Here is a 13,735-nt window from a genome sequence, read left to right as displayed (position 1 = left end):
GAGATCGTAATGTCCCGACTAAACGGAAAAGTAGCCATTGTCATCGGAGCCGGTCGTGGTATCGGTCGCGCTACCGCAAAGCTCTTTGCAAAAGAAGGTGCAAATGTCGCCGTTGTTTCAAGGACGGCTGAGAATGTGGCTGGTGTTGTCGCTGAGATCCAGGCTGCTGGCGGTACCGCCCTCGGAGTAGTCTGCGATGTGTCCGACCCGAGTCAGATCAGTGTCGCCGTGGAAAAGGTCGTGGTTGAATATGGGCGCATCGATATTCTTGTGAATAATGCCTTTGACCCTTCAGTGGTCTCATCCTCCGTTCTCGACTTGTCGACCGAGCAGCTGCAACGCAATTTGGAGATGGGGCCGATTGCCTATCTACGGACGATGCAAGCCTGCTACCCACATCTCAAAGCCAGTGGGGAAGGGCGTGTCATTAACTTTGCATCGCTGGCAGGTGTGATTGGCTTGCAAGGTTATGCACCGTACAACATGGCGAAGGAGGCAGTCCGTGCTCTTACTCGCTCGGCAGCAAGGGAGTGGGGCGCTGACAACATTACTGTTAACAACGTCATGCCGGTCGCTGACACTTGGGGGGTTGATGCCAGTACGCCCGCGCCAACCAACGCACTTAACCGTTATGGATCACCTGAGGAGGATATTGCGCCGGTCGTACTGTTCCTCGCCAGCAGGGATGCACAATTCCTGACCGGTTACAGCCTTACCCCGGACGGAGGTCAAATCATCGATAGCGCTCGATAACAGTTACCTCAAATACGATTGCCATTGCTCGAGTGACTCGTCCCCAGCAAGATCCACAGTTGACTCTGATGACCTTGTATTGGCCCGGGCCAGAATACTTGAGATGCGATTGGGATCGAACATAGCTCGTGATACGAAATGGCGTCCGCAAGCGCAGCGGTTGCACCATAGTTTCCCTTCGACAAATAATCGACCTGGCGACCTACATGGAGTCGGCTGACCGATTCATTCAGACGCCAATTATCGCTTGAGTGGTTCTGTTTGGATCAGGAATGTTTGTCTCGTGTGTCTGCTTCTGTAGATGCGATAAAAGGGCGTCTCTCAGATCGAACAGTGCCTCGCGCAGTCGCCGATCTTCACGAGCATCGCTAGTATCCGGTTCGAATGTTTGCGCACTGTGAGCCAGTTGCAATCGCGAGCAATCACCGGTTTCAACTGTCGGCTGGCTCAGCCAATGATCGGCTTTTTCTTTTCAGGCCAAGAGTCTTGGTCATTTTTAAAGGCATTGAGAGGGGATGCGTATGCGGTAAGCGCATTTAGTTACCGGTGACAACTGTCGTTGTATGGATCAATTGACATGATTTAACATAATATACATTACACGTAACAAGATGTTTCGAGATTGGCCTCGTTGCCCACGAGATTTCATTCTCCTGAAAGCCTCAAAACGTCTTTCCCTTCAATCTGATAATCCTTTGAATCTGCGTCGCTCAATCCTCATCCCTCGTCAGCTTTTCAATCAACGCTCGATGCTGTGGAAACGCTGTCGTGAGCTTCTGGCGATTCCCCATCTCCATGTCGGCAAAATCAAACCCTGGCGAGACCGCTTCACTGATCAATCCAAATCCGTTTGCGCCATCCAGCAATCGTGATGCTTTCCAGATGCCACCCGGTACGTGCAATTGCAGATGCTGTCCTGCCAGAACATCGTTACCCATGACCACTGTCTGCAATGAACCGTCCGCGTGGATCAGGCTGTATTCGAGCGCGTCGCCCAAGTGGAAATAATGCAGGATGTCGGATTGGTTGAAATGAAACTGGCCCACCGGTGATTGCTCGGTCAGCAGATAGTAGATCGACGTCATCAGGTAACGCGGTCCTGCAGCGGTTTCAAGCCAGTCACGATGGTCCGCCTGATAGGTTCTGCGAAAATAGCCGCCTTCGAGATGAGGTTCGAGATTCAACGCATTGATCACGTCTTGTGCGCTTGCTTTACGTTGAATCATCGCCTGCTCCGTTGATTTGATCTTTTTTGATAGCTCAACTAAACGACCATTTAGTGTAGTTAAGCGCATATCAAAGACGAACGACGAATTTACCAGCTATATCTCGGTCGCGTGCTGACTCACTCCTCACTCGGGTCGTAACTGTTCACATTGGGCACTTGCAGATGCAGGCGCCCAAGCAAATCAATCAACGTGTCGACCTCAGCCGGGGTCAGTCCGCTGAGCAGGCGCGACTCTCGCTCCAATGCAACTTTGAGTACACGGTCATGCAGTTCTTTGCCGCTGGCCGTCAATCGCACGGTGTAACGCCGTGCATCCTTGGGATCCAGCTGACTGGTGATCCGCCCCGCTGCTTCCAGCGTTTGCAATGAACGACTGACAGCGCTTTTGTCGAGACCGATCGCCTGACAGATTCGATTGGCGGTGATGTCGGATTCAACGGCGAGCATTGAAAGCATCCGCCATTCAACCACGCCAATCCCGAAGTGTTTGCGATAGCACTGGGAAGCCCCGGTGGCGAGTTTGTTCGCCAGGAACGTCACCAGGCCAGGTACATAACGCGACAGGTTCAGTTGTGTATCGGTAGCCATCGAGAAAACACCGTAGATCGAAGATCTTGCAATTTGGTTGACACCGCAACCAATTTATCTGAGGATTTACTCAGCCAAACATTGCGGACAATGCGCCGCATGATACGCCGTAGCACAACCTCAAAAAAATAATTAACAGGTCTTGCTTATGAACTCTCGCCAGCCGTGCCCTTTCGTGGCGCCCATGATTTCCCACCGCTTCTACTTCTTCGCGCCCGGCTGATTCGTCACCCGCTCGCCCCTTTTTTTGCCGTTCGTTTTTCAGCAGCCACTTCAATGTGGAGGGAGAAGTCATGCTTCAAGTCAACGTCACCCGCAAGGTCGTCGAGGCCGAGGGTATTTGCAGTTTCGAGCTGTGCGCAGCGGACGGTCGCCCGTTACCACCATTCAACGCCGGCGCTCACATCGACATCCACATTGCCGGCGGCCTCACTCGGCAATACTCGCTGTGCAATGACTCCAAAGAACGTCACCGCTACGTCATCAGTGTGCTGAAGGATCCCGCCTCCCGCGGCGGTTCCACTGCTATGCACAACACGATCAGCCAGGGACAGATTCTCAGCATCAGCGAACCCCGCAACCTATTCCCACTCGCCGATGCAGCGAAGCGTCACCTGCTGTTTGGCGGCGGTATCGGCATTACGCCGATGTTGGCAATGGCTCATGAACTGCATCATCAAGGTGCGGATTTCGAGCTGCATTACTGCTTTCGATCCAGCGAACGTGCCGCGTTTATCCGATGGCTCGGAGAGGCGCCCTTCGCCAGCCACGTGCACTTGCATGACGACAGCGGATCGCCCGAACAGAAACTCGATGCAACCGCCCTCCTCGCCGCGCCAGATACCACGACTCACCTTTACGTGTGCGGCCCCGCCGGTTTCATGAATTTCATCCTCGACACCGCGCAGGCCGCTGGCTGGCCGGAAGATCGCGTGCACAAAGAGTTCTTCGCCGCCGCACCGGTCGATGCAAGCGCTGATTCGCCCTTCGAAGTTCAGTTGGCGAGCACAGGGCAGATTTTTTACATCCCCGCCGATCGCACCGTTTTCGAAGTGCTCGATGAGGCCGGAATTGCCATCGAATCATCGTGCGAGCAAGGCGTCTGCGGCACCTGTGTCACGGGCTTGCTTGAAGGCATTGCCGATCATCGTGACCAGTTCATGACGGCTGCAGAACACGCTGCCAATGACCGTTTCACCCCGTGCTGCTCACGTGCCAAATCGCCCCGCCTGGTATTGGATCTTTGACCTGAACCGAGCCTCGACCGCTCGCCGGAGAACATCATGACTACCGCTGCCCACCCCCTCGCCCATGAAATTGCCCCGGCCACTGTGCCGAGCTTCCCGCTCGATCAATGGTACGTCGCGGCCCTGAGCCGGGAACTGAAAGACCAACCCCTTGGCCGTACGTTACTGAATAAACCGGTGGTGCTTTTCCGCACGGCAGATAACCAGGTCGCCGCGCTGGAAGACCGCTGCTGCCATCGCGCACTGCCGCTGTCCGGTGGCACAGTGGAAGCACGTGGCTTGCGCTGCGGCTATCACGGCTTGTTGTTTGACGACGGCGGTAAATGCATCGAAATTCCGGGACAGGACAAGATCCCGAGCAAAGCCAAAGTCCCTGCCTACCCTGTCCGGGAGCAGGATCAGATCATCTGGATCTGGTTCGGCAGCGCCGAGCATCCTGAGCCGACATTCGCGCCACCGGTCTATGACGTGCACAGCAGCGGTAAGTATCTGTTCGACGGTGATGTCTATCACTACGATGCGCCCTATCAACTCATCCACGACAACCTGATGGACCTCAGTCACCTGGGCTATGTCCATCTGCATACCATTGGTGGCAACGCCAGTATTCACATGAACGCGCAGATGAGTGTGGACGGCGACGACTCAATGGTTCGCGTGGTTCGTCACATGCCCGATTCCGTTCCGCCGCCGACCTACACCGCGGCCTACCCGTTCAAAGGCAACATCGACCGCTGGCAGGAAATCGAATTCCACTTCAATCACCTGCGCATCTGGACCGGCGCGATAGACGCGGGCACGGACGATCTGAACAACCCGGATCGAGGCGGTTTTCATATGCGCGGTTTTCACGGCGTAACGCCGGAAACAGACACCTCAAGCCACTATTTCTGGACCATGGCCACCAACCCTGAACATGATCCCGAGGCCGTCACAGCCAAAGTTCTGCATCAGACGCGATTGACGTTCGACGAAGACAAAGTGGTGATCGAAGCGCAGTACCAGAACATGTGCCGGTTCGGTACACGTCCGATGATTGATATTCATGTCGACGTCGGAGCCAATCGTGCCCGCAGAATCATCGAGCGACTGCGCAATCCGACAAGTTGATGGCCGCAACACAGTGGCGGCGGCAAATGCCGTCCACTGTGTTCAAAGCCTCTGCCGTACTAACGCGGCGGAAAAGCTACGCCGACCCGCTCGGCATACTTGAGCCATGCGGCTTTGAGCCGTTCGACCGTCTGCGGTTGAGCCGCCGCCAGGTCACGGGTTTCACCACGATCCTGGGCAACATCAAACAACTGCCATTGCGGCGGCTGCGTGTTATCGCCGAACCCTGCTTGCGGGCGCATGCCCAACAATTTGAGGTTGCCCTCGCGATAATAAGCATTGCCGAACAACTCTCCGGCCAGACTCTCAGCGTCGTGAGGGCTGCCCTTGCCTTCGAGCATTGGCAGGATGGATCGGCCGGTGATCGGGTGTTTGTCCGCTTCGCTCGGCAAAGTAATGCCCGCCAAATCAAGGAACGTCGGCGCCAGATCATCCACTCGCGCCACGCCCCTTTCTACGCCCTGACGACGCAGTGTCTTGGGCAGTTGAATGATCGCCGGCACACTGATTCCGCCTTCGGCCGTGGTGCCCTTGAACAAGTGAAAAGGCGCGGCGCTGACTTCCGCCCAGCGCAATCCATAGTCGATCTGCGAGCCGCGCTGGCCCAGATTGGCCAGGCTGTTATCGGTGTTCACCCCGGGTGGATAAAACTGCGCGTGGTTTTCCGCCGCTGCGCCGTTGTCGGACATGAACACAATCACCGTGTTGTCGTACTGGCCGCTTTGGCGCAGGTAATCGATAACCCGGCCAATGTTGTGGTCGAGGTTGTCGACCATCGCCGCGTAGATCTCCATTTTCCGCGCTTCGATTTTCTGCTGTTCAGCCGTGAGCTGCTGCCAACCGGGCAGTCTCGGGTTCACGGGCAACGGTTGCGCCGGCTGAAAGTCCTTGTCCAGCAGGCCGAGCTTTTTCAGGCGATCAATGCGCGACGAGCGCACGGTGTCGTAGCCCTGATCGAAGCGGCCGCGGTATTTGTCCAGGTATTCCTTGGGCGCTTGCAACGGCCAGTGCGGTGACGTGTAGGCGGCATAGGCAAAAAACGGTTTGCCTTCACGTTGGGTGTTTTGCAGATAGCCAATCAGCTTGTCGGTGTAAAAGTCTGTGGAGTAGAACGTCTCGGGAACCTCTACCGACTGGCCGTTTTCACGGTAATGCACTTGCTCCAATGGCGTCGGTGCAACGCTGGCGGGTTTGAAGTGCGTCGCCCCGCCTTCCAGCAGCGCGAACGACTGCTCGAAACCGCGCCGATCCGGGCCTTGATCGGCTGCCAGACCCAAGTGCCATTTGCCGACCATCAGCGTGTTGTAGCCGCCCACTTGGAGCAGTTCGGCAACCGAGTAGGCGCGCCCGTTCAGGAACCCTTCATACCCCGGTTTACCCTGTTGAAACGGTTGCAGTGCTTCGGCCATGGTGCCCAGCCCGACAAGGTGATTGTCAGTGCCGGACAGCAACATCGAGCGGGTGATGGAACAGGTAGGCGCCGCGTACATACTGGTGAATTGCACGCCCTGTTGCGCCAGTTCATCCAGCCTGGGGGTGTGAATCTCGCCGCCATAGCTGCCCAGATCCGAGTACCCGAGATCGTCCGCCACGATCAGTAGAATATTCGGTTGGCTGGCCGCCAGGGCCACGCCGCTGGCCATAGTCAGGGTGCAAAAAAGTGCCGTCAGCGGTAATCGCGATAGAGCCATCGGTTTTCTCTTATTGTCGTTAAAGGAATGCCTCAAATAGCCCGATCACTCTTCGAAAATAGCCACCGCGCGCACAAAACCTGCCGACGCATGGCGGATCTTGTAGGGGAAGCACGACACCGTGAAACCACTTGCTGGCAGGGATTCGAGGTTGGCCAGTTTTTCCATTTGTCCGTAGCCGATATCGCGCCCGGCCTTATGCCCTTCCCAGATGATCGAGGCATCGCCGCTGGCAGCAAAACGCTCACGGGTGTATTTGAACGGTGCGTCCCAGCTCCAGGCGTCAGTGCCGACCACGCGCACGCCGCGCTCCAGCAGATACATCGTCGCTTCGCGCCCCATGCCAATGCCGGCGTCGAGATATCCGGGCTGACCGAACAGCGCACCGGCGCTTGTGTTGACCAGCACGATATCCAGCGGTTGCAACGCGTGTTCGATACGCGCCAACTCCGCTTCGACCTCTTCTGCCGTGACCACGTGACCGTCGGGCAAATGGCGAAAGTCCAGTTTGACCCCCGGCTGCAAGCACCAGTCCAGCGGCAACTCATCAATGCCAAACGCCGGCTCGCCGCCATCGGTGGTCGAGGCGTAATGCCACGGCGCATCCATGTGGGTGCCGCTGTGGGTGGTGATCTGTAAACGCTCGGCGGCCCACGATTCATTGCCGGGCATCTGCTCAAGCTGCAAGCCCGGGAACATCGCCGCCATCTCCGGCCAGCCTTGCTGGTGATCCATGTAATCGATTTTCGGCAACAGCGGTGGCGGGTCTGTGTAAGGGTTGTTATCGAGGGTCACCGAAAGATCGACCAGACGACGTTTACGCTGGATGGGCTGTGACATGAGGCGTATCTCCGTTCAACGGCAGAGGCCGATAAGGGGCTGGGTTGAGGGCGTTGCGAATAAGCGTGGCGACGTTGCCGTCATGGCAGAAACCGGCAGCGCGGGCCTGCGGCGTTTTCAAGGGCGGCATGCGTCCGAACAGGGTTTCGAGCTCAAGGTCAGCGGCGAAACTGATCAGCGCACGGCGTTGCTCGCCGTAAGTTGCCACCAGTGCATCAATGACTTGGGCGATGGACAAATGCAGCACAGGCAGTTGCCAGACCCGCTGTTGCGCGGCGGCGTCATCCAGTTCAGCGGCGTGGATCAGGTTGTTCACGCAACAGCGCACCGACATCCACCACGCCGTCGCTTGCGGCGACACCGGGCAGCAATAGTCGGCGCCCTCGGCAAAAGCACGCATCAAGTCGCTCATGAAGGCCGAGCGCAAACCGTTGGGTTCACGCGGGCGCGCGACAATCCCCGGCAGGCGCACCGCGCGTCCATCGACTTCACCGCGTCGCCCCAGATCGATCAGCGCACGCTCGACCATCATCTTGTGTGTGCCGTACGACAATTGCGGGTGCAGTTCAGCCTGCTCGTTCATCTTCGCCGGCAGATCAGCGCCATACACCGCAACGCTGCTGGCATACACCAGCACCGGAGGTCGCGCCTTGTTGCGCAGTTGATCGAGCAGTTCGAGGCTGGCCAGCAGGTTGACCTGATAACCCGATTCGTAATGCGCCTCCGCCGCTCCGCCGGGGACGCTGACCAAGTGAAACACCACATCGATGCCATCGGCGAGGACACGGCGCATCAACGCCGCATCCGTCACGCTGCCGCTGTGCCGACGCAGGCGGGGATCGTCTGGCAGGCCTTGGACGTCGGTGTCCAGTACCAGCAACGAACGAATGACTTGCCCGCGCAAACTGCCGCGCGCGAGCAGACAACGCAGCAGTTCGCGACCGACAAAGCCATTGGCTCCGGTAATCAGTACACGCATGGGCGTTCCTTAGCCGTGGGCCTTGACGACGCGTTGATCAATCGCGCCAAACAGTGACTGACCATCGCTGCCAGTGACGTCCATGCGCACGCGATCACCGAAACGCATAAAGCCTGTCACCGGCGCGCCCTGCTCGATCATCTCAATGGCCCGACGTTCGGCGATGCACGCCGAGCCGACGTCGCGCTCGGCATTCGACACCGTGCCGGAACCGATCAGGGTGCCGGCGCGCAAGCGACGGGTTAAGGCCGCGTGGGCGATCAGTTGGCCAAAGTGAAAGTTCATCTGCGCGCCGTGCGGCTGGCCAAACCACTCGCCGTTCCATTGCACTTGCAGGGGCAGATTGACGCGCCCATCACGCCAGGCTTCGCCGAGTTCATCCGGGGTAATCGCCAACGGGGCAAAGCTGGAGGACGGTTTCGCTTGCAGGAAACCGAACCCGGTGCGCATTTCCCGCGGTGCCAGCGCACGCAGGCTGACATCGTTGATCTGCAGGATCAGTTTGACGTGCTGTAACGCGCTTTCGGCCGAACAACCCATCGGCACATCATCGACCAGCACGACAAATTCGCCTTCGAAATCGATGCCCTGGCTTTCGCTCGGCAGTTCGATGTCATCGTGTGCGCCGATGAAGTCATCACCGGCGCCCTGGTACATCAACGGCGTGCGGTCAGCGCCTTCGATCGGCTCAAGATTGAACGCTTTCTGCATCAGTGCACCGTGACTGAGAAACGCCGAGCCATCGCACCATTGATAAGCGCGCGGCAACGGTGCCATCGCCTGCGCGGGGTCGAAGGCAAAGGCCTCGCGGCAATCGTGGTTTTCAAGCTCACGCGCCAAGGCTTGCAAACGCGGCTCGGCTTCAGCCCAGTTTTCGATGGCTTGCTGCAAGGTCGGCGCTACCGAACGGGCGTCAATAGCCCGGGAAAGGTCACGGGAAACCACCACCAATTGGCCGTCACGGGTACCGTTTTTCAGGGTTGCGAGCTTCATGCTTTTTCTCCCGGGCAGTTTTGCAGTTCAGCGGAGAAACGCCCGTCCAGCAGGATAAACACCATGCGCGCCATGGCCTCGGTACGGTTGCTCCACGCGTGATTGGTGCCGCGCTGAACCACCACGTCGCCGCGTTTGAGGTGGACCTCTTCATCGTCGAGCACCAGCCACACTTCGCCTTCGGTGACGATGCCGTAATCGAGGGTTTCGGTGCGGTGCATCAGTTTGTGCCGCGCGCTGGCGTGGCCGGTGCCGGCATGCGCCTGGCCAATCTCGGCAAATGCGGCCGCAGCAGCGGCATCACTGACGTGGTTCTGCACACTGTCTGGCGGAATGTCGACGACGCGAATCACACTGCCCTGCGGGCCGGGGCTCTGTTGTAAGGGTTTGCTGGTCGGATCGTCGGCATTGTCGAGCTGTGCCGGACTGCCGCTGCTGTTCCATATTTCATGAAACACCGTGCCTGGCACCGCTTGCAGTGCGAAGACGTTTGCGGTTGCTCCGAGACTGGCGACGACGGCGCGGCCGTGGGCGTCATGCCCGGTGACCACGCGTTTGAAGGGGGGAAGCGCTTGCATGGAAACTCCTCGTTCAATGGCCATTACTGATGGAGTCGTGCCCGCCGACATTCGTGCGGGTCAACAGTCCACCGAGCCTCGGCACGGACAGACAAAACAGCGCCACGACCAATTGCAGCCAACCGATCATGGCGAGTGCTTGAGGCAACGCCGTGGAAGCCCCGGAAGTGATGGCGAGTACCACCAGCGGGCTAATGAACTCGCCGGCAAAAATTGCGGCGGTGAAACACCCCGCCGCTCGCCCGCGCTGATCAAAGCCGACTTGCGCCATGATCCAGGTGATCAACGTCGGCAACATCAGGCCGATGCCCAGACCGTTGACCAAGACCGCGACCACCACCTGCGCGTGGCTGCCGGCAGCGGCCATCAACAGCCCGCCGATGCCGGCCAGGCCATAGGCAACCAGCAACAGATGCTGGCTGCGCAGACCGCTCAACAGGCGAAAACTCAAGGCCCCGACAAGCACACCGAGTTGATTGGCGCCCATGGTCATGCCGATCTGCTGCGGCGCATCGACGTGCAACAAGTTGAGCAAGTAGCCGGCCTGCACCGGCACGATGAACAGGCTCAGGCCCGCGAGCAGCGACAACGCATACAGGGGCGTCAGTGCCCGCCATGGAAATGCGCGCGGGGCTGACACAGATGCCGTTGCCGCCGGTTGCACACGGGGTTGCGGTTCCCAGAGTTTCCACGCCATCAGCGGCAGGAAAATCAGCCCGACCGCGTACAGCGCAAACGGTGTGCGCCAGTCTTCCTGACCGAGAAAACCACCCAGCGCGATAAACACCGCAGCGGACAGCGACGTCGCGACCATTTGCAGTGCAAACAGGCGTTCACGGCGTGCGCCGCTGTAGTAGTCGCCCATCAACGTGGTGCAGCAGGTCATGATCCCCGCCTCTGCCAGACCGATGCCGGCGCGGCTGGCGACAATGGCCGGCAGCGAATCCAGCCAAAGTGGAAGCACACCGCAGAGCGTGTACAGGGCCATGCTCGCCAACAACAGCGGTTTGCGTCCAAGCCGATCGGCGATGACCCCGGCAAACGGTGCCAGTACTGCAATCATCAATGCCGGCAAGGTCAGCACGATCGGCACCAGCACCGTGCTGCCCGCGACATCGGCAAAATGTGCCTGCATGCGCGGCAATACCGGTGCGAGCAATACCGCGCCAAGCACTGGCAGACAGCTGCCGAGCAGCAACAGCAACGATTGCGTCAAACCGGCGCGGCGGCCGCTGTTTTCCAATGAAGACTCAACGGCCATGACAGGTCTCCCGATGACGCGATTGATGAACATCTAGCGCCACGGCTCGCGACGGCACGGCCAGATTGATTGCCTCCGCCGGCGTTTCTGCGTCGATGTTCGTGTGCCGTGCAGGCAGCAGAAAGTACGCCAGCGCTGGCAACAGCAGCAGCGCGCCGACCATGTTCCAGACGAACATGAACGCCAGTAGCACGCCCATGTCAGCCTGGAATTTGATCGGCGAGAAGATCCACGTGGCCACGCCAATGGCGAGCGTGATACCGGTGAGCATCACGACTTTGCCGGTGGACACCAGGGCGCGGTAATAGGCCTCTGACAGGCTCGCGCCCTGGCGCAGATGGCCGAGCAGGATGCTCATCACGTACAACGCATAGTCGACGCCGATGCCGACACCTAACGCGATCACCGGCAACGTCGCGACCTTCACGCCGATGTTCAGCCAGACCATCAATGCTTCGCAGAGGATCGAGGTGACCATCAGTGGAATCACCGCGCACAGCGTGGCGCGCCACGAACGGAAGGTGATCAGGCACAGCACGATCACTGCCCCGTAGACCCAGAACAACATCTCGCGGTTGGCCTGCTTGACCACGATATTGGTCGCCGCTTCGATGCCAGCATTGCCCGCTGCCAGCAGGAACTGCACATCATCGTTGTTATTGGCGGCGGCGAATTGCTCGACGTGCTCGACCAGCCGCGTCAGCGTTTCAGCTTTGTGATCAGTGAGGTAGGCGTACAGCGTCAACAAGCTGCAATCTTCGTTGTACAAACCACGTGGCGCACTGGCGGTGATCATGTTGAGCATCGCCTGATTGTTCTGCAGCTCATACCACTTTGCGCTGCCTTCGCTGAGACCGACCAGCATGCGCCGGTTGAGCAAGGCCAGCGAGTTGGTCGAATCCACCCCTGGCAGCGCCCGCAGTTGCCAGTCCAGTGCATCGACCTTGGCGAGGATGTCGTAACGCGCACATTGCCCGGCCGGGGTCTTGACCATCACCGCGAACAAATCACTGCTGGCGCCGTAATGCCGGGTCAGAAACGCATCGTCCTGGTTGTAGCGCGAGTCGGCCCGCAGCTCCGGTGCGCCGGCATCCAGATCACCGATCTTCAATTGCAGGCTGACCACAAAGCCCAATGCCGCCAACGCCAGGCTGATGGCAATGCACAGGCTGGCCCAGCGACGTCGGGTAAACAGATCGAGAAAACGCCAGAAGCCATGACGCCGCGCGCCGGTCTGATCGTTCTGCTCGCTCTTCAGACTCAATTGCGCCGCACGCGGCGTTACGCCGACATAGGACAGCAACACCGGCAGCAGAATCAGATTGGTGAAAATCAGCACCGCCACACCGATACTGGCGATCACCGCCAGATCCTGAATCACCTGGATCTTGATCAGCATCAGCACGGCAAACCCCACTGCGTCGCAGAGCAATGCCGTGAGCCCGGCCAAGAACAGTCGGCGAAAGGTGAAGCGTGCGGCAACGACCCGGTGCATGCCGCGACCGATGTCCTGCATGATGCCGTTCATTTTCTGCGCGCCGTGGCTCATGCCGATGGCGAACACCAGAAACGGCACCAGCACCGAGTACGGATCCAGTTGATAGTCGAGCAACGGCAACAGACCCAGTTGCCAGACCACCGCTACCAATGAGCAGAACACCACCAGCACCGTGCTGCGCAGGCAGCGTGTGTACCAGAACAGCACAGCGGTGGTGATCAGGATCGCCACGGCGAAGAACAGCAGGATCTGCTTGAGCCCGGCAATCAGGTCGCCGACCTTTTTCGCGAAACCGGTGATGTGAATGTCGATCCTGTCGTTCTGGTACTCGCTGCGCAACGCTTCCAGTTGCTCCGACAGCACCGAGTAATTCAGCGCTTGGCCGCCAGCGGTCGTCGCCAGTAACGGCACGTAAATGATGCTCGATGTTTGATCGAACGCTACCAGTTGGCCGAGCTCGTTTGAGCGCTGCACGTTGCGGCGCAAGGCCTCAAGACTGGCCGGTGTGCCGGCATAATCGTCCGGGATCACCGGGCCGCCATCCAGGCCGTCTTCAGTCACAGCGACCCAACGCGTTGCCGGGGTCCACAGCGACTTCATGTAGGCACGATCGACGCCGGGCAGCAGGTAAAGCTTGTCGCTCAAGGCCTGCAAGGTTTTCAGATACTCAGCGTCGTAGATATCGCCCTGGCGATTGGCGACGACGATGCGCAAGGAGTTGCCTAGACCGCTGAGCTGCTTTTGATGTTGCAGATAATTGGCGATGTAGGGTTGTTGCGTGGGAATCATCTTTTCGAAACTGGCGTTCAGCTCGACACGCGTGGCCTGATAGCCCAGGAAAAGCGTGGTCACCAGGCACACCAGCAACACCCACAACCGGTGATTGAACAAAGTGCGTTCCACGACCGAGCCGGAGCGCGAGTCGAAACTCGCCAGGCTGGCCGTGGCGTTGTCGAATGGTTTCATAAC

The 13,735-nt window shown here is 58.8% G+C and carries 12 protein-coding genes; 3 read left to right on the top strand and 9 right to left on the bottom strand.

The window, feature by feature from the left end:
• Positions 1–9: 9 nt before the first annotated feature.
• Entirely contained in the window at positions 10–753 is a 744-nt protein-coding gene (locus ACM6IN_RS28520) for an SDR family NAD(P)-dependent oxidoreductase (protein ID WP_414917136.1), read from the top strand.
• Between the two features lie 710 nt (positions 754–1,463).
• Here the strand turns inward: ACM6IN_RS28520 and ACM6IN_RS28515 are convergent.
• Positions 1,464–1,979: a cupin domain-containing protein gene (locus ACM6IN_RS28515; protein ID WP_414917135.1), complete on the bottom strand. Its 516-nt coding sequence runs from the start codon at positions 1,977–1,979 to the stop codon at positions 1,464–1,466.
• A gap of 119 nt (positions 1,980–2,098) precedes the next feature.
• Positions 2,099–2,569 carry a MarR family winged helix-turn-helix transcriptional regulator gene (locus tag ACM6IN_RS28510; RefSeq protein ID WP_122692564.1) on the bottom strand — a complete coding sequence of 157 codons (471 nt, stop codon included), beginning with the start codon at positions 2,567–2,569 and terminating at the stop codon, positions 2,099–2,101.
• A gap of 293 nt (positions 2,570–2,862) precedes the next feature.
• Between ACM6IN_RS28510 and ACM6IN_RS28505 the strand changes: the two genes are divergently transcribed.
• Entirely contained in the window at positions 2,863–3,816 is a 954-nt protein-coding gene (locus ACM6IN_RS28505) for a PDR/VanB family oxidoreductase (RefSeq protein ID WP_414917134.1), read from the top strand.
• Positions 3,817–3,852: 36 nt separating this feature from the next.
• Positions 3,853–4,926: a Rieske 2Fe-2S domain-containing protein gene (locus ACM6IN_RS28500; protein WP_414917133.1), complete on the top strand. Its 1,074-nt coding sequence runs from the start codon at positions 3,853–3,855 to the stop codon at positions 4,924–4,926.
• Positions 4,927–4,985: 59 nt separating this feature from the next.
• On the opposite strand, the gene ACM6IN_RS28495 is transcribed toward ACM6IN_RS28500, so the two are convergent.
• From ACM6IN_RS28495 to ACM6IN_RS28465, 7 genes are read right to left on the bottom strand one after another with little or no spacing between them, the layout of a single operon-like run.
• Complete coding sequence (locus ACM6IN_RS28495; RefSeq protein WP_414917132.1) at positions 4,986–6,617, bottom strand: arylsulfatase; 1,632 nt, start codon at positions 6,615–6,617, stop codon at positions 4,986–4,988.
• 45 nt (positions 6,618–6,662) lie between these two features.
• Entirely contained in the window at positions 6,663–7,457 is a 795-nt protein-coding gene (locus ACM6IN_RS28490) for a cyclase family protein (protein ID WP_414917131.1), read from the bottom strand.
• Positions 7,435–8,436 (bottom strand): NAD-dependent epimerase/dehydratase family protein, encoded by a 1,002-nt coding sequence (locus tag ACM6IN_RS28485; RefSeq protein ID WP_414917130.1) that lies wholly within the window; start codon positions 8,434–8,436, stop codon positions 7,435–7,437. Before ACM6IN_RS28485 ends, ACM6IN_RS28490 begins: the two co-directional genes overlap by 23 nt.
• Positions 8,437–8,445: 9 nt before the next feature.
• On the bottom strand, positions 8,446–9,429 hold the full coding sequence (locus ACM6IN_RS28480) for a fumarylacetoacetate hydrolase family protein (RefSeq protein WP_414917129.1): 984 nt from the start codon (positions 9,427–9,429) through the stop codon (positions 8,446–8,448).
• Complete coding sequence (locus ACM6IN_RS28475) at positions 9,426–10,007, bottom strand: cupin domain-containing protein (protein ID WP_414917128.1); 582 nt, start codon at positions 10,005–10,007, stop codon at positions 9,426–9,428. The genes ACM6IN_RS28480 and ACM6IN_RS28475 overlap by 4 nt, the downstream gene beginning before the upstream one ends.
• A gap of 13 nt (positions 10,008–10,020) precedes the next feature.
• Positions 10,021–11,268, bottom strand: coding sequence for an MFS transporter (locus ACM6IN_RS28470; protein ID WP_414917127.1), 1,248 nt, complete (start codon positions 11,266–11,268; stop codon positions 10,021–10,023).
• Positions 11,258–13,732 (bottom strand): efflux RND transporter permease subunit, encoded by a 2,475-nt coding sequence (locus ACM6IN_RS28465; RefSeq protein WP_414917126.1) that lies wholly within the window; start codon positions 13,730–13,732, stop codon positions 11,258–11,260. The genes ACM6IN_RS28470 and ACM6IN_RS28465 overlap by 11 nt, the downstream gene beginning before the upstream one ends.
• Between the last annotated feature and the right edge of the window lie 3 nt (positions 13,733–13,735).

Source organism: Pseudomonas sp. IT-P395 (assembly GCF_949767675.1).
In the GTDB taxonomy this organism is placed as follows: Bacteria; Pseudomonadota; Gammaproteobacteria; order Pseudomonadales; family Pseudomonadaceae; genus Aquipseudomonas.
Note: the sequence above shows the minus strand (reverse complement) of the source record. Positions and strands in the feature narration are given on the sequence as shown.